The 19,353-nt window shown below is 37.5% G+C and carries 6 protein-coding genes; 4 read left to right on the forward strand and 2 right to left on the reverse strand.

From position 1 onward, the window contains the following. Positions 1 to 270: 270 nt before the first annotated feature. From PR795_RS07310 to PR795_RS07320, 3 genes are all read left to right on the forward strand, one after another. Complete coding sequence (locus PR795_RS07310) at positions 271 to 2,037, forward strand: T3SS effector HopA1 family protein (RefSeq protein WP_272516763.1); 1,767 nt, start codon at positions 271 to 273, stop codon at positions 2,035 to 2,037. Further along, positions 2,034 to 7,034 (forward strand): TcdA/TcdB pore-forming domain-containing protein, encoded by a 5,001-nt coding sequence (locus PR795_RS07315; protein ID WP_272516764.1) that lies wholly within the window; start codon positions 2,034 to 2,036, stop codon positions 7,032 to 7,034. Before PR795_RS07310 ends, PR795_RS07315 begins: the two co-directional genes overlap by 4 nt. 375 nt (positions 7,035 to 7,409) lie before the next feature. Next, entirely contained in the window at positions 7,410 to 8,795 is a 1,386-nt protein-coding gene (locus PR795_RS07320; protein ID WP_006659303.1) for a DASS family sodium-coupled anion symporter, read from the forward strand. Between the two features lie 104 nt (positions 8,796 to 8,899). On the opposite strand, the gene PR795_RS07325 is transcribed toward PR795_RS07320, so the two are convergent. After that, positions 8,900 to 9,511, reverse strand: coding sequence for a hypothetical protein (locus PR795_RS07325; protein WP_006661067.1), 612 nt, complete (start codon positions 9,509 to 9,511; stop codon positions 8,900 to 8,902). A gap of 285 nt (positions 9,512 to 9,796) precedes the next feature. Between PR795_RS07325 and PR795_RS07330 the strand changes: the two genes are divergently transcribed. Continuing rightward, complete coding sequence (locus PR795_RS07330) at positions 9,797 to 16,108, forward strand: TcdA/TcdB pore-forming domain-containing protein (RefSeq protein WP_272516765.1); 6,312 nt, start codon at positions 9,797 to 9,799, stop codon at positions 16,106 to 16,108. An 83-nt stretch (positions 16,109 to 16,191) separates the two neighbouring features. Here the strand turns inward: PR795_RS07330 and PR795_RS07335 are convergent, their stop codons facing one another. Then, complete coding sequence (locus PR795_RS07335) at positions 16,192 to 19,350, reverse strand: efflux RND transporter permease subunit (RefSeq protein ID WP_006661069.1); 3,159 nt, start codon at positions 19,348 to 19,350, stop codon at positions 16,192 to 16,194. Between the last annotated feature and the right edge of the window lie 3 nt (positions 19,351 to 19,353).

Here is a 19,353-nt window from a genome sequence, read left to right on the forward strand (position 1 = left end):
ATTAAATTGAAAAAAGGGACGAGAAATCGTCCCTTTTTTTATTTAAAATAAATACCTTCCAAAGTATTCAAATCCTATAAATAATGCGGAATAACTCCACCAAGCCCTTCTTATTTTTTATGCTACTAATATAACGCCAGTCTAAATTGATTATTTAGATAATTAACATGAAAATTAAATAAGGATATTATTATGGGCAAGGATAGTCATGAGTCATTATTTACCGCGGCAAAACAAGTGTATACGCATATAAAAAAAGATGCGGATTTGATGAATAAAGTTAGTGATATTAAATCTGGGTATAAACGTCATGGTGAATGGAATGAATCGCTAACGAATCAAAAAGTGGCATTAGAAAAAAAAATTACCGATATTATATATATGAATTACAGCCGTACTACTCCTGCTGGCATTGACGGTCTGAATATTATTGAGCAGAAAAAATTTTTAGCGGATTTTAAAAAATATCGTTCAGAAAATAAAAATATTGAAGTTAAAGTTCAAGGGAAAAATGATAATAAATTTTCATCCCTCACGGATGATGAATTATTAGATGGTTCTGCGTATCGAATTTTACCGAAGAATTATCGTGAGCGGTATAATAGCCGATCAATGTTAATGTCTCGATTAACAGTCAATGTGAAAAAAGAATATTTCGCAGATTTAGCTAAAGCATTAATGCAACTCTACGAAAATGATCCGAATAAAAAAGTGATGCAAGCGAAGATCATGGGACCTAAAAAATTAGGGCGAATAACGGATCAAGCTGTGATTTATTTCTCTGAAGCAAGTTTACAAAGTGCTACAGAAATTAGCCAGCAGCTAAAAACGCTATTGCCTGCTGATGCGATGATTGAGCATGTTCCTATGGGAATGCACCGCGTTGATAAAGGTTTTTCTTATTCTGAAACCCTTGAAGGACAATCCAGTAGTCATGGTGAGTCAAGAGCAGAAATGATCGCTAAAGGGATTGTATCTTCATTGATTTCAGATAAACCCTTGGAGCTGAGCCTGACTAAGGTATTAAGGGTTCATGGTTACGATGCAGAACAGCCAGCTTTACTTTCTCAATCAGTCAAAGAAACCTATTTTGATATTTCAATTACAGGCAGTGGCACAAATTCAGGCAATCATTTTAGCCCTGATATTGAAAAGTTTAAGCAAGACCCAATTGAGTTCGCCCGTAACTACAATATTAATACCAAAGTACTTAATTCTATTTTGCAAATACCAGCGGAAGGTAAAATTTTATTTAATAAAAATTTTGGTAAAGGTTATCAAGTTGAATATGTGGATTCAACTGATGAACAACATCAGCGTTACATAATAGATTGCTATCTTTTAGACTCAAAGGCGAGAAATAAAGAAAGTAAATATGTGGAATATGTCGATATTCCTAAGGATCATCCCGAAAAAGATTTTCTATTTACAGGACTATTGCGTGGTGAATCGATTGTGGTGATTGTATTAGACAGCGAATACTATCGGATCTATCGAGATAATCGCGCTGACGCCTCATTACTTTATGACGATGTAGTGATGGCTGTTGATGCAAGGGATTATATTCTCCCCGAGAAAAATATTAGCAAAGCTAATGCATTCATGCATTTTAATGGCGATGAATGGAAGTTAATTGTTCAGCCACAACGTAATCGGATATCTCTAAGTGCAGAGGACAACATCGTTAAAGTCCAAAAAGCGGGAGATTACAATCTATCAGATAGAACACAACGTTTTGAAAATGCTAGGGATAGCGTTCATCGTGAATTAAAAATGCTGGCAAAAAAGGTTAATGTGAAAATTGGTGATATCCCGAGTGAAACTGTATTTCTAGCAGAATCCCAGTATTCAGCAACACAGCCTTCAGAGTTACTGGAAAGTCATTCATCATTAAAAACATGGCTAGATATTGGTAGTCAATTACAACAAAAATTAGATATTCAAATTCAGGCGCTTAAAAAAAATCGGCAGATATTAGAGGAAAGCTTAATTGGCGTTACGGACATAACGCGCAAAAAGAAAATGCCATTGAAATGAATAAAATCATTATTTCAATGCAAAATAGACAATATGGCGAGCTTTTTTACCATTTACGTGAAGTGGAATACAGTTGGTTATGGCAACGTATTAAAGCGAATCAAGGCATGAGTGCAGTAGTTAAGATTAAAGAGTTTGATCCGAATATGGGAATAAATTCACCTTATGCTTATCATTTAACAATTAATGAACGGTATGAGAATTTAATTTACCTGCACAAATTAACGCGAAATATACGGTTTAAAAATGAATTTAGTGAGGGAATTAAACAGTATAAAGAAATTAGCATACTGGATGTGAATGACACAGTGCCTTCACAGTTATTGAAAAAAATGTATGTCACAAACGAGTATACGGCGAGAGAACGAGGTGCTTTGTATCGTGTCATTCAAGAAACCACGTATGAAGAGTATATTAGTCATGTATTAACTCAAACCGGAAAAATTAGTGAATTCTTCTCTGAAGCTGGTAGTAAAACGAATCGATTAATTCCTCAAGACTTCTACTTATCATTAGTGAGAAGTGAATCTGGCGGGCGCTGCTACCCATTGGTAAGAGGTATGTCCGTGGGATTAGCGCGAGAAGGACACCTAGGTGCGGATAAACTCATTGATAAGCTATATATTGCAGCAGCAGCGCCTGATAGCCGTGATTCCCTATTATTGCAAGATTCTCTGAAAAGACTACATTCTAATGTTGAAGCGGTAGAGGCTTCATTTTCCCATGGGATTATGGATCTGAAAAAGATCCAAACTCTATTGGGGTTAAAGTCTGAAATCATGATGTTTGCCATCAATAGTAAAAGCCATTCAATGTTAGTAGGTAAAACTGTAAGTGGAGAGCAAAGTACTTATTATTTTTATGATCCTAATTTTGGTCTTTTCTCATTTAAAAATAGTAAGCGATTATTTTCATCTTTAAATAAATTTTTTACGGAAAAGAAAATGGCTGATTACTATTCAGCCTATGAAGTTGAGAATAAACCTGCATTTGAATTGGTCTTTATTAATACGGATGAAATGGCAAAGGTGCCTATTGGCAACTATCTATCAGTTAATGATTTAAGTATTGATGAAAAATTATCTGATTTAAGCGAAAGAGGAAAAAAAGTTGAACAATTGCTTTTTAAACAAAAAGAAATTATTGAAGATACAAGATTGAAAGCTTCATTGACGATATTGGATGCTCAGCAATGGGGGGAGAGAGTCAATGATGCCACATTAAAACTCTCAGCAGAAAAACATTTTAATGGAAAATGGATTCCACTATTTTCAAGTGCAGAGCAAGCATCAGATAACCTGTATCGAATTAAATTTATTCATATTGAAAATCCCGATCTTACTCGCTGGGTTGAGACTACGGACAAAACATTTATTGAGTTTCACCAATACTCGATCGAGCAAATGGAGTTATTCAACAGATATTATCGTTTTGAAGAAAATAAAATAAAAGCGCAACTTAATGAGGCTGATGCTGCCTCAGTTGATGGTTTGAATGTGGGTATAGCTATTCAATCGATTATTCAGTGGGTAGAAAATAAAAATCGTAATGAGGCATCCGAGAAAAAAAACTCCCCGAATTTGTTGTTAGCGCTAAAAATTCATACTTATATGAATTATTCAATGATGGCGTATGGAATCGCCAATGATATGGCGAAAATCAATCAAATTATTAAAATCGGTTTAAAAACTGGACGTGAAATCACCGCTACGGAGATGAACAGTTTCTTTTCATCAATGGCAAAAACAGCGAATGAAGGGTTGGCGGTAATTTTTAGTGGCGCACTCGTGGGGTTTGATATTTATGAGTTATCAAATGCGGAAAGTGACTCTGAACGCATTATATTTGGTACTCAACTCGCTTTTGACTCTATGAGTTTCGCCGCAGTCTCAGGTGGAATAGGGTTAGGCGCCGCAGGGTATGCGGGGGCGGCAACCGCATTAGGTGGTGCCAGTGTTCTTGTAGCGGGGCTTGGAATAGGATTTATTGGTTTAGCTCGCAATTTTGCCATCATTGGAGAGGATGCAAAAGCAGTTGGACGCTATTTTTACGCGCTCGATGAGGCTTATAAAGGAAATGGATTTAATTATATTCCAGACCAAAAGATACTGATTCCAAAATTTGGTGCGATATTTAGCACTCTTGATCTTAAACATAATCAAATTCAATTTGATAGCCAGTATATATATCGCACGAGTGAGCGTTCATCGGGTGGTGGCCGCCGTAATTATATTTTTTGGGCAGGAAACAACCCTACAATGGTTAAAAATCGAGCCCAAGCTATTAATATTCGCCAAGGTATTGGTTATCCATTAGCGATACATAAATTAGATTTTTTTGATGCTGATACACTCATGCTACCTGTTATTCCTAAGTCTTATATTAAATACAGTTATAATTTATGGCCTGGTTGTACATTGCGCCACGATAGTGGTTTTGATGTCATTCGGCGATTAGAACAGGAGGATAATTTTGATTATGATTTCTATATCTTCCCCAGCGAAAATACGATTACACAGATTTTCCATGAATATGTTGATACGCCGATTGAGATTATTTTGGATGAAAAAAATCGCGCATTGATTGTTCCCCAATTAGCGAGGGAGTGGCATGGAAAAATTGAATATAAAATAAAAGGCAATGGTGGAACGTATAAGCTCAGCTTAAACAGCGGTATTCGTATCAAATTAACGGACGATACAAAAAATAATCAAAATTCGAAGTGGATTATAGATGCTAGCCAACTGGAAAACAGCACAGTCAAAATACAAAATAATCAATTCACTGTCGGTGATATTCAAATAGACGTTGATGTTGACAGTGTGCAAGGTCAAATCATCGTCGTGAATAAACATAAAGAAGTGCAGAGAATTGATTTGTCATCGGCTCAGTCAACGATTCTAAGCGAAGATGAAAAATTATGGCAAGGCGATGCAAAAGTCCTAGCACAACATTTAAATCATTATGCAGAGCAGCATAAAAAACATGGGCAGTTCATTGTTATCGCTAATCACCAGTACAACGGCAAGGATGTGGGACGAGCATTCTATGATGTAAGCAATCAGCGATATATTTTTATCGATACTCTGGATGCTAATAAGCAATACGCTATTTTAAGTTCAGTGGTAGGCGATGTTGCGTATTTCTACTTGCCAACACAAAAGCAAATATGGGCGGTGGACATTGCGACTGGCACTATCAGTTCTGAATATCAATTTGAAAATCCAAATAATCGACCATTTGAAATCTTACAATTGTGGAAAGGTTATGGACATATTTATTTTTCATGCAGATATACTGATACCAATGAGGTCGTTAATTTTCAAATCGAACAAAATATAATTAAATTAATTAGCTTAGACGCAGATTCAACGTTATTAGAGCGCTTAGCTCAAACACCTACCCAGTTTTCAGCAATATCGCCTCAAGCGTTCCTACGAAACTATATGTTAAGTAGCACTTACAAAACAAATGGTGAACAACCTGTACAGATTGAAGCAGATTTAGGGTCAGTGGTGGCTATTTCAGGTGTAGATAGCAATCAAGCTCTGCATCGTTATTGGTTAAGAGTGGCTGACAGCCTACTCATTAAGCCCAATTTATCCCCCTCTCTTGGTTATGGAGAAACCCCGACCAATATCCGGTTACATCAGAGCCATTGGGCTATCCCACCTGATTTAGTATTAATGGGAAGCCTATTTGATGAAAAAGGAACAGAAATTTTTTATTTTTACAGTCATAAAAATAAAGAACTGTACCGTCAAGAAGGTCCTGGGCAGGACATTTTAAATGTCACGAAGCCAACTGCATGGTTTTTAAATACCCCGTATGGCATGCAAAATGCTGCCTTTTGGCAAGGTAATTTATTTATATCTAATATTGATGGTGTTATTTGTCAAATTGATGATAAAGGAAATTACCATCCATCTGCATTAACTGAGAATTGGTTCAAAGAACGTGCAAATTGGTGGAGAGAATTAGGAGATTACTATTGCTGCAAAACAATAACCTTGGTTGGACTTAATAAAGGAAGCGCCGAAAAAACAATTCCAGCCTGGTCTTTGAATGGGAAAGTGATTATTGCTCATGAATTATCATTAGAAAATAATATCCAGCTTTTAGGATTAGATGCGGATAATTCGGGGGCATTAATTTTTGATCCGACAACTCAAAAACTGTATCGCCAACAGTTTGCGACGGAGAATCAATTATCTTCCGCATTTGGACAAGGACGAGAGCTTCTTGATGAGTCAGCATTACCAAACGTTGTCGATGTTTACCCGGATTTGCAATTTTTGAATGTGAAAATGGTTGGTGATGGAGTACTGATGTTTGCTAAAAGTGGCGAAATTTTATTTGTCGATCTTTTACAGAATAAAGACAACACGACAAGTAGTCACCTCGGTTCTTCATTGATTATTCGTGGGAGTGATCAAAATGATAAGTTATCTCCCGTTGTTATTCAGTCTGTGAAAAATATTGTGTTGAGTGCAGGGAATGGGCAGGATACTTATACTATTTCGAAAGCAGTGTGGGGGCATTATCACTCCATTATTATCGATAATAATGCGCTTGATTCACTGATGGATACGCTAATTCTACCCGTTTCAGAGAATGATGAGTTGGCCGTGAGCCAACATAATGACGATCTATTTATCACCGATATGAAGCAAAATACCACGCTAGTCTTTAGGAAAGTTTTTGGTGATCAAAAACAAGCTCATCAGCATTTACAGTTACGTTTTGTCGATCAAACGCAAGACGTATCATTGGAACAATTTATTCAGAATCACTCATTGAATTTGGCGATTGATCTAGCTGAAACTCACATAGAACTTAACAATTATCAGCATATTGAACACGATGTTCACTCATCATTGCTGTCTGAGCACGTAGCGGGATTTGCGAAAAAAGATGGATTGGTCATGCCGGGAATGGACTCTCCATTTTTACCTAATGTGAATACCCATAATGTCTTGCTAAGTTATCTTTCTTAAGGGTAAATCAAGAAAAATGTAAGCTAGCTGAAATTACACAGTGAGCTGGCTTACAGCTCACAAAATGAATATTGGATGATTTATCTGAACTATCAAATTGTTATATATTTTCATAGCGAATAATTTATAGGAGTGAAAGCAGTCAGTATGCTTACCTATATCTTATTTTAGGTAATTAAATTGCTATTTTTGTGAATGACTAGTGAGATTTTTAAGTTTTTAGCTTTAAAACAAGTAAATTGCGGGGCGCAGATCGCAGTTTTAGGTTATCTACATTTCCATCTCATTCAATTAACTCTATATTTTACTTCCTGTAAAAAAAGATTAACAAAAATTACTTGAAAACTTAAATTGCTTCCGAGCTATGGAGTAAACATGGATGCTTCTGAATCTTTGACACCAGCAGTTCCTCCAACCCCTTCTAACAAGCGTGGTTGGATAATTTTGGCTGTTGATATTGTACTGCTGATTTTGCTGTTGAAATATTTGCCTTTTGATGACAAAGCAAATGCTGGACTGGCTTTAATGGTTTTCGTCGGTGTGCTTTGGTTAACTGAGGCGATTCACGTCACAATTACCGCACTTTGTATCCCATTGTTGGCGGTAGGGCTTGGTTTGATGGGGACGGGAGATGCGCTAAAAGCCTTCGCGAACCCAATCATTTTCTTATTTTTCGGTGGATTTGCGTTAGCAACCGCGCTGCATATTCAAGGTCTTGATCGCCTGATCGCTAACCGATTATTAATGGCTGCACGTGGGCGTTTATCTGTTGCTGTCATTTTGTTGTTTGGTGTTACTGCAGGTTTATCTATGTGGATCAGTAATACAGCAACTGCCGCAATGATGTTACCGTTAGTTTTAGGGATCTTGTCTAACCTTGATGTTCGACACGAACGTAATACATTTGTCTTCGTGTTATTAGGGGTAGCTTACAGTGCGAGTATCGGAGGTTTAGGGACAATTGTTGGTAGCCCGCCTAACGCAATTGCAGCTTCCGCGCTAGGTTTGGATTTCTTATCATGGATGAAATATGGCATCCCAATCATGGTGGTTTTACTGCCAATGATGTTTGTCTTGATGTACATGATGTTACGTCCTAACTTAAAACACCGTTTTGAAATTGAATTAGAAAAAGTGGAATGGAATGGAAAACGTATTACTGCGATGAGTATTTTCTTGTTAGCGGTTGTATGTTGGATCACCAGTACGTTCATTAGTGATGCGCTTGGCGGCGTTAAAGATTTAGATACTATCATCGCGCTGAGCGCGGCGGTGTTAATTGGGATCACCGGAGTAGCTAGCTGGTCACAGATCCAGAAAAACACTGAGTGGGGCGTATTAATGTTATTTGGCGGTGGTTTAACGCTGAGTGCAATTTTAAGCTCATCAGGCGCTAGTAAAATCATGGCGGATTGGATGCAAATGACATTCGGGCAAAGCCATTGGTTTGTGATTATTCTTGCGGTTACAACGTTTATTATTGTTCTGACTGAATTTACCAGTAATACAGCAAGTGCCGCACTGCTAGTACCAATTTTTGCGACGGTCGCTGAAGCATTAGGTATGCCAGTAATGGCATTAACGATGATTATTGGTATTGGTGCTTCTTGTGCCTTTATGTTGCCTGTCGCGACACCTCCGAATGCGATTGTATTTGGTTCTGGCTATATTCGCCAAATTGAGATGGTTCGAGTGGGTGCTGTACTCAACGTGGCATGTATTATTGTTATCTCTTTATTTGCTTGGTTTTTCTGGATATAACAACGTTAAGAAAAATAAATTAAAAATAGTAACGGCCTCAGAGAATGAGGCCGTTTTTTTATTTCTAGTGTTGTCAATGAGACAATCACTTTTTTGGTTCTTCTCTAGCTGAAAGGCTCCTGTTTTGTCAGTGAGTTCTCACCCATATTACGTAGTGAGAAATTCATAATTTGAATAAGTCCTTTAATATCAATTGTATCCAGCGGGCAAATAAAACATACTTTGCATAATTTTTGATGGCTTTCAAGAGTGCAGGTTTTACCAAAAATCACGACGTCCTTGTCTACTATTAAAAGAAAGACTTGCTGATGAAAAATCTCGATTTTTGTATAACAACCAGAGCTCAAAATACCGTCATGAGGGGGATTAGAGGAGTTTCTTGATGGTTCTAAGTTAATGTGTATAGAAGATGTGATATAAGGGGCATTTTGTTGATTGAAGCGATTAGCAAACGAGATACGCGTTGCTAATTGAAAAGGTGAGAATGATGAGGATTGACTAGCCGTGATTGTATTAGCTAGTTTGATGACTCGTTGTCCTTGTGAAGTATCCTCCATTTTAGTGATTTGAGCCAACATCATCTTGGCTATTTTGATGATCAAATTCCGTTGATCATTATTTTCATTACTCAAGAAAAAATCATGCTCAATAGCAGATGTTGAAAGAAAATTTCCACTGAGCAAAAATGGTGTAGTTAGCATTATTGAGTGAGTCATCTATTATAAGTTCCTTGCTATTAAATGTCCTTAACGAGAATGACTATAACGCTATTTTTTTATTCTGAAGCTATCAAAAATTGAGATGGAAATATTAAAAAATTTAATAATATATAATTTTTTTGTTTTTCAATGCTAATGAATTATTTTTACTCTATATTTAATCTTAAAATTAAAATCATGGGTGTTTTTTGTTATTAATTTAAATTTGATGTGAAATAATCATATTTGAAGTGACATTTAAACTATTCAGGAGTTTATTATTAAATAAATGGAGTTATAGAAATGAAAAATGATTTTTATTATTCATCGTTTAATTCGTTTAACAAAAAGAGCATTAACCCTAGAGTGATATCTCAAGCATTCCGTGATTTGAAGTTAAAATCCCCTTTATGGTGGAGCACATCAACTAAAGAGAAGCCAGCAAGTCCTGATATCAAGCTATTTAAGGAAAATACGATAGTGTTTTCTCATGCCAATACTATCAGCGCTGACGAAATGACTAATGATGGGAAATTACCCTCACATGGCTTAGTTAAATTTGTTAAAAAATCACCTAATACTTATGCCATTAATCCTATATCCAATACTTCAAATCTTGACCCAGAGTTAACGGTTGATGCCTACTTTCTAAGTTACAACGGCGGTAATCAATTAAGTGCAAACCCGGGTTATATTGATATCCCTATACAAGCAGCTGAAAACAGTTTTCTTTTTACGGGTTCTTTAACGGGATGCTCAGTTATTGTTACAAAACATAATGCTACAACATATCGAGTGTACCATGATGGAAGAGTAAATAGTTCAGTGCTCTATGACAATGTGGTTATGGCATTTGATTTTCAAGATTACCAAGTTGCAGGTATTGATGAAGGTCTTGCTATGGTTTACATGAGGTTTCACAAAGACCAATGGGAATTAATTTTACAGCGCCAACAATATGAGGTGATGAATGGCATTCCTACTCCACAACGACGAATACAAGATGAATCCGTTATCTTGCTATATCCGGATGATACATTTTATCAATCACGTTTAGAACAATTTAATCAATACCGTAGTCATATCCATAAAGAATTATTTAATCTTGCGAGGGAGATTAATATTGACACTGAAAATTTCAGACAAGGTATTTATACGGGGGGCGATTTTTCATTAGATCATCAAGCGATTCTTTCTTGGATAGAATTACGAAATAAAATAAAACAATACCTCAGTGTTGAGAGGGTAAAAATAGATATAAAAATAAAAAATGCGCGAGATGAGCTTATTGAATTACAAGATAAAATAAATAAATTAAATAAAGTGCGACCCTCAGAAGAAGATAGAATTAGAATTGGCGAATTAAAAGAAACAATTGAGTTAAATAAACACTTAAAAGAATATTATAAACAAAAATATGATGTGATTTTATCTGAAAGTGCATCTGTTGAGCGTAGTTGGTTATGGTTACAAATTAAAAAAAATCATGGAATTTCTGCGGTTCTTAAATTAGATGAATCGAGTATTAAATCAGGTATTCAATCAAAATCTGTAGTCAATAGAGAAAGGTATACAGTTCTATTAAACAAGGATATATGGAATGAACATGGTGATTTTAATCAAGGTGTTAAGCATTACAAAGAATTAAGTATCGCAGGTTTTGATGAAGGAATGTCGGCATCAAAAATGCGTGAGCTTTATATTCATGGAGGATTAAGTGCTAAAGAGCGTGGTGCACTATCTCAATATATTCGGATTAAGGATCAGTCGGAACACATAGAAAACATTTTAAACCATACGTTAAAAATGAATACCCTATTTCAGAATGGGGGAAGCATTTATCAACACCTTGCTCCTCAAGACTTTTATTTACCATTAATGGGCGACTATGAGGGCGGTCGTTGTTATCCATTAGTGAGAGCGATGTCAGTTGCATTGGCTCAATATGATGGTGTTAGCAGTGCCAACGAGCTTTTCAATAAGTTGTTTATTGCTGCGGCATCTCCGGAAGAAAAAAGCTCAATTATATTGAGGTCATCACTGCAAAATTTACATTTTAATACGGAAGCGGTAGGAGCATCTTCTTCAATTGGTCTACTGAATTTAAAGTCGATAAAAAAGCAACTCATTGAATCTAGTGGAACTCAGATGTATGCCTTAAATACTCAAAGCCATTCAATGTTAATAGGAAAAAAAGTTGATAATGGTGAGGTACGTTACTGTTTTTATGATCCTAATTTTGGATTGTATATATTTGATAATCCCAAGAAATTTTCCAAGTGTTTAGATGATTTTTTAGTGAAAGAGAAAATGGCATTTAAATATGATGCGCTAACGGAGAAATCTAAACCTATATTTGATCTCATTTCTATTGATATTGAGCAAATGGCGAATATAGATGTTGGTGCAGGGATAAGAGTCGAAGATTTAGTATCTTCAACTGAGTTATCTGAGGTTATTCCACGGCGCCAAAAAACAAGAGCTTTCATCGAAAGCCAAAACGTATTAGCAAAAGATAGGCAAATAAAATCATCTTTGAGTATTTTAAATGCAGAGCAATGGGGCAGCCGTTTAGAATTATCACTGGATAAGATGATTCAAAAGTATCAGTTAAATGAATATTGGCTACCTGTTTTTGCAAGTACAAAGCGATTAGAGAATGGACGATATCAAATTCAGTTCGTTCATAAAGGCAATGAGGAATCTTCTCGTTGGATTGAAACAGATGACAAAACATTTTTTGAATTTAAAGAATACTTTAGTGAATCAATCGACTCTTTTAGCCAACACTATACGTTTAAGGATTTAGCGCTACAGCATGAGGATACCTTAGGAAGAGGGACTGAAACTGAGCATGTTGATGGTCTAAATTCGGCGATAGGTATTAAGGCACTGATTGAATGGGCTGCAAATCGTAATCGCCAATCAGTTGCTTCAAGTAATCCTTCTAACCTAGATACCGCATTGAAAATTCATGCCTATGTGAGTTATACCATGATGGTTCATGGGGCAGTGAATGATATATCACGAGTCACTCGACTGGTGAATGTGCTTTGGAAAGAGGGATCTGATGTTATCAAAACTGAGATGAATAGTTTCTCATCATCGATTTTACGCACTGCAAATGAAGGGGTTGGTGCGATTTTTCAAGGCGCTATGGTCGGGTTTGATATCTATGAACTCGCGAATGCAGAGAATGAACTACAGAGAACGGTTATTGGCACTCAGCTGGCGTTTGATTCAGCTGCGTTAACAACAAGTATTGTAGGATATGGGGCGTCGCTATTGGGGGCTGAAACTGTTGCTGGCGTTGCTATGCCATTAGCAGTACCTTTAACAGGTCTTGGAATTGGTATTACTGAATTAATCAAAATTAATGAGCGCCATGCACAAGAAGCGATAGGGGTTGGTGTTATTTTTGGTCGTTACAAAGAGCATTATCAGAATGCGGCTATTCATTATGATGAAGAAAAAAAATTATTAATGCCAACAGAAGGTATTGTGATTAAAGAAGTTAATTTTTTAGATGCAAGCTTTAAGCTTGGTAGCGAGTATATTTATCGTGGTGAAAAAAGAACATGGGTTTTCAAACATAGTACTTTAAGTGATTTTCAATCAAGTCCACGAGCAGATATAAATAAAAATGAAGCGATTAATATTCGAGAAGCAGTGGGTGTCTTACAAGATAAAGTGACATTTGATTCGGATAAATCAAATATTATTGTACTACCCGTCATTCCTCAATGTTATTTGCGTTACGAATATACATCTCTTATTGGTGGTACAACTCGTGGTGATTATGGTTTCTCAGTTCTTAGAAAAATGGAAGAGAATTACCAGTTTTATTTTGATTATTTTTATTGTGGTCTAGAATATGTGATGTCAAACCTTAAGGCTGAATATGTTTTTACTCCAGTTTCGATTATTTTAGATTCAACTAATAAGCATTTAATTGTTCCTACTCTCCCAGAAGCTTGGCATGACTATATAGAGCATACACTGACAGGAAATGGTGGAGAATATCAAATTTCGATGAATCATGGGGCTTCTTTAAGGCTAAAGCAATCCTTATTAGCCACTGAGCAATCCACTTGGATTATCGATACCAGTAGTATTGATGGTCAGAAAGGTCAGGTCATTAACGTTAATGATGATAATATCCAAATTGGTAATGCCGTTGTTTATGTTGATGAGACGGCAGCGTCTAGTAAAATTCTAATTATGGATAGTGAACATGAAATTAGAGAAGTCAACTTCAATAATAAAACAATAGATCTTGTTAGCATAAATGGAAAAAACTGGGGTTCAAAGAGGCATTCTATTGAACATTTCCTTCATGATTTAGCGAATAAAAATGAGTTAAAGAAAAAATATGTTATTGTTAACGATTATTCAGTTAATGAAAAAAATGTTGGCAGAGCATTCTATGATGTTGCTGCTAGGCGCATGTTATATACCAATTCATCGCATAAAGAAAATCAATCTGCAATTTTAATCACGACGATTGAAGGTGTTGCATATTTTTATTCTCAAATTGAAAATATTCTATGGTCAACCAATATTAATAATGGCGATATTTATGCTAAGTTTAATTTTTATGATTTGTTGGGTGAGTATTCAAGTATTGAAAGACTTTCAATAAAAAATAATACAGTCATTGTTGAATTGAAAAATAGAAAAAACAGTAGTGAAGTGAATCTGGTTTACTCTTTCGAGAAAAGTGAATTAGAGCTAGTCAGTATTTCTGATGATTTTCGTTTAATGGAAAAACTGAATAAACTCGACATTATTACCCCATCTGAAAAACACAAGTATTTCTTAAATCACGATTATTTAGTTAATGAAAACTATATTAGATTGAATCAGAATAATAAAAATACATTACCTACAATTGTCTCTCCAGTCAAAATATTACCAAAACTAGCCTCAATTGTGATGATAAAAAATACTAATTATTTAGGCTTCCAGAGTATTTATTGGCTACGTACCAGTGATGGGGTATTAATTAAACCTAATTTAGCCAGACCCGATGATTATGACCAAAAGATAATGGCTGAGATGTCTCGGACATTATATTGGTTTTCTACTAACCCTGATGAATTAGCTTATATGAATCATAGGCTCGCTAATGGGGAACCTTTTGAGCATGTATTAGAGCCTACTTATGCTGGTTTTACAGATAAATCGACACTGTTATCTATTGAAGGGCGTTTTAGGATTGTAAACACTGAGCCGACAGTATTAAAAATAGTTGGAGCTTGCTTTAATCGGTTTGATCCGCTTACCGATACGTGGAACTGGAAACCACCCGCCGACCTTATATTGGTCGGTAGCCTCTTCGATGACAATGGAGGGGAAGCCTTTTTCTTTTATAGCAAAGAGTCCGATACCATTTTCCGCCAAGAAGGGTTAGGGCAGAAGGATATTGATCTTAAAAATCCAACCGCTAAGCGATTAAGTATTCGTGAAATAGACACTGCTTTTAATTGGAATGGAAATATATTAATTATCCAAAAAAATGGCGTTGTGAAACAGCTGAATGTTAATGGTAGCGCGGATATCATTGCGATAAATAAAACCTGGTTTGAAAATGAATCATTTAATTGGCGTAATTTAAATGATTTTATTAATGAACCAAATCCAATCACACTGTTTGGTCTGAAAGGAAAAGATGGCAAGCAATTTTTACCAGCATGGTATTTTAAAGGAAAAGTTATTGTTAGTGAGTCCTTACCATCTGAAGATACATTACATTTTTTAGATTTTGATTCGAGTGAGGGTAGTGGGGTTATTTTTGATACAAAAACCAAAAAACTATATCAACAAACCGCCATTTCGAGTGCACTGTTAGCGAATATGTTTGATGACAATCAGTCTTTAAAGCCCTCCGAACATTTACCAAAACCGATTGAATTATATCCAGACGTTTCTCTTGAGAATGCACGGAAAATAGGGGGAGGGTTAATGCTGTCTTCTAAGGAAGGGCAACTTATTTTTCATCCGCTATCAAAGAATGAACCACTAGGCTCATCATTCATTATCAAAGGAACAAATAATGATGATATTCTCGCGCCAACGCACTTAAAAGAGGCTAAGACATTGATACTCAGTGGTGGGGGAGGTAAAGATACCTATCACTTGAGATTAGAGGATTGGCAAAACTATCGAGACATTATTATCGAGAATCAATCACAAGATCTAGCCATTGACCATCTTGTATTACCGATAAACGTTAAGGGTAATTCTATTTTTGTTAATCGATTTAATGATAATTTAATTCTCACGGATTCCATTAATCAGACCTCATTAGTATTACATAATGTTTATGGTACAAACTCATTAGCTCACCAGCATTTGATGATTCATTTTGACGACGGCGTTTTCAATATCAGTGAGCTTGCAAACGAGGTTACGGTTCACCGTGGTGCTATGTATTTATCGAGTTATTTTGAAGAGAAACCACAATGCAATGAAGATCTGGCATATTTAGCGGAGAGTTGCAGTCAGATAACACAGGCAAATAATGTGAGTTATCAGCCTAATGAAAAACTAGGGTGGAACACATCAAGTTCAGACATCATACCAATCAATACGCTTCAGTCTCAAATACACTAGATGATGTCAATCGATGCCAAATAAATGAAGAAACCCCCAATAGTTGGATAACTATCGGGGGTCTTTTTTTAACTCATTCGTAATTAATGAGCTGCTGGTGGCTGGTTGTTATCAGCGTGTTCTGGTGTCTTTGCAAAGCGGCGACGGATCACCACAAAGAATACCGGAACGAAGAAGATAGCCAGTGATGTTGCTGCGAACATGCCCCCCAGTACACCCGTACCGACGGAGTTCTGTGCCGCAGAACCTGCACCATTACTAAATACCAGAGGGATAACACCCAACATAAATGCTAAGGATGTCATCAGGATTGGTCTTAGACGCATTTTTACTGCATCCAATGTTGCTTCAATCAATCCTTTACCTTCTTTCTCCATCAAGTCTTTGGCGAATTCAACAATCAAGATTGCGTTCTTCGCCGATAACCCAATGGTGGTTAACAGCCCTACCTTGAAGTAAACGTCGTTATCTAAACCTCGTACTGAAGTGAAGAGTAACGCACCGATAACCCCAAGTGGTACCACTAACATGACTGAGAATGGTACAGACCAGCTTTCATACAGTGCAGCTAGACACAGGAAAACCACAATCAAGGAAATCGCATACAGGGCAGGTGCCTGGTTACCAGACAGACGCTCTTGGTATGACATTCCTGTCCATTCGTAACCAATTCCCGCTGGGAGGTTTTCGGTGGTCAGTTTTTCCATCATCAACATCGCAGCACCGGTACTTTGACCTTCTGTTGCTTGACCTTGAATGTTCATCGCAGGGACACCGTTATAACGCTCTAAACGCGGTGAACCGAATTTCCATGGGTCTTTGGATTCGTCTAAGAATGCAGAGAACGGCACCATTTTCCCTTGGTTATTACGAACATACAGGTTGCTGATATCGGATGGTAACATACGGCTTTCCGCGTCACCTTGTACGTAAACTTTCTTCACACGACCGCGGTCGATAAAGTCGTTAACGTATGAACCACCAAACACTGAGCTGAGGGTTGCGTTGATATCACTGATTGCAACACCTTGAGCCTGCGCTTTTTGCTGGTCAATATAGATTCGATACTGTGAGGTATCATCTTGACCATTTGGTCGTACACCTTGCAAAATTTCAGGGTGCTGTGCAGCAAGTCCGAGTAACTGATTACGTGCAGCCATCAGTTTTTCATGACCTAAGCCACCTTTATCGACCAACTCAAAGTCAAAGCCGTTTGATGTCCCTAACTCAACAATTGCAGGTAAGTTAAAGGCATAAATGAAGGCACCTTGTTTTTTCGATAAGGCCGCATTTGCTCGAGCAACAATCGCATCAACATGGTTTTCTTTCCCTTTACGTTCATCCCAGTTCTTAAGAACGACGAACGCCAGACCCATGTTCTGCCCTGCACCCGCAAAGCTAAAGCCACCAACGGTAAAGACAGACTCAACGTTTTTACCTTCATCTACTCTGAAGTATTCACTGACTTCATCTAAGATGACTTCGGTTTGCTCTTGGGTTGATCCTGGTGGCAATTGCACCATGGATAAAAATACCCCTTGGTCTTCGGCTGGTAAGAATGAGGATGGCAGACGAACAAACATGAATGCCATGCCCACAACCAGAATCACGTAGATGACAAGGTAACGACCCGTGCCATTCAACATACGGCTTACGCTGTCTGTATAATGGTGAGCTTGTTTTTCAAATACGCGGTTAAACCATCCAAAGAACCCTTTAGTGGAACCATGGCTGCCTTTTTCAATCGGCTTCAACATAGTAGCACACAGTGCAGGGGTCAGAATCATCGCCACTAATACAGATAACAGCATCGATGACACGATAGTGATTGAGAACTGACGGTAAATTGCCCCTGTTGACCCACCAAAGAAGGCCATTGGGATAAATACTGCGGACAGCACCATCGCGATACCAACCAGTGCACCTTGAATTTGTCCCATGGATTTTTTGGTCGCCTCTTTTGGTGGCAGACCTTCTTCTTGCATCACACGCTCAACGTTTTCAACAACAACGATGGCGTCATCCACAAGAAGACCGATGGCGAGTACCATCGCAAACATGGTTAAGGTGTTTATCGAGTAGCCAAAGGCTGACAAGATAGCAAAGGTTCCTAATAGCACTACGGGTACTGCAATTGTTGGGATCAATGTTGCACGGATGTTCTGCAAGAACAGATACATAACGACAACAACCAACATAATTGCTTCGACCAGCGTTTTAACTACTTCGTTGATTGAGATTTTAACGAATGGCGTTGTATCGTACGGATAAACAACTTCAAGTCCTTCAGGGAAGAAGGGTTCCATATCAGCTAACGCTGCACGGACGTTATTTGCTGTATCTAATGCGTTCGCGCCCGTTGCGAGTTTAATACCGATACCCGCCGCTGGCATACCGTTAAAGCGCGCAACTGTACTGTAGTTTTCCGCACCGAGTTGAACGGTAGCGACATCTTTCAAACGAACTTGGGAACCGTCTTGGTTCACACGTAATAAAATGTTCGAAAACTCTTCTACGTTACTTAAACGGGTTTGAGCAATAATAGATACGTTCAAACGCTGACCGGCAACAGGAGGTGTTCCCCCTAGCTGACCGGCGGCAACTTGGTTGTTTTGTACACGAATTGCATTAATGACATCCGAAGTTGCCATGTTGTACTTAACGAGTTGCTCTGGTTTTAACCAAATACGCATTGCATATTGGGTACCAAACAGCTGGGTTTCACCAACACCATTAACACGACTCAGTGGGTCCTTAATATTTGAACCTACGTAGTCGGCAATGTCATATTGCCCCATTGAACCGTTTTTCGAAATAAAGCCTGCAACCATTAAGAATGAGCTGGTGGACTTATCGACACTAATACCTTGTTGCTGTACTTCTTGAGGTAAAAGTGGCATTGCCAATTGCAGCTTATTCTGTACCTGTACTTGAGCGATATCGCCATCAGTACCTGCTTCAAAAGTCAGCGTGATGCTTGCTGAACCTGATGAATCACTGGTTGACGACATATACACCAAATTATCGATACCGTTCATGTTCTGTTCGATAACTTGGGTCACCGTATTTTGTACCGTTGATGCATCTGCACCAGGGTAGTTAGCTGAAATGGAAACAGCCGGCGGTGCAATCGTCGGATACTGAGCGACAGGTAACTTGATAATTGCCAGCAGACCTGCAAGCATGGTAATAATCGCGATTACCCATGCAAAAATTGGTCTATCTATAAAAAACTTAGGCATTAA

This window comes from Providencia sp. PROV209, from assembly GCF_028479485.1.
Lineage (GTDB): Bacteria > Pseudomonadota > Gammaproteobacteria > Enterobacterales > Enterobacteriaceae > Providencia > Providencia alcalifaciens.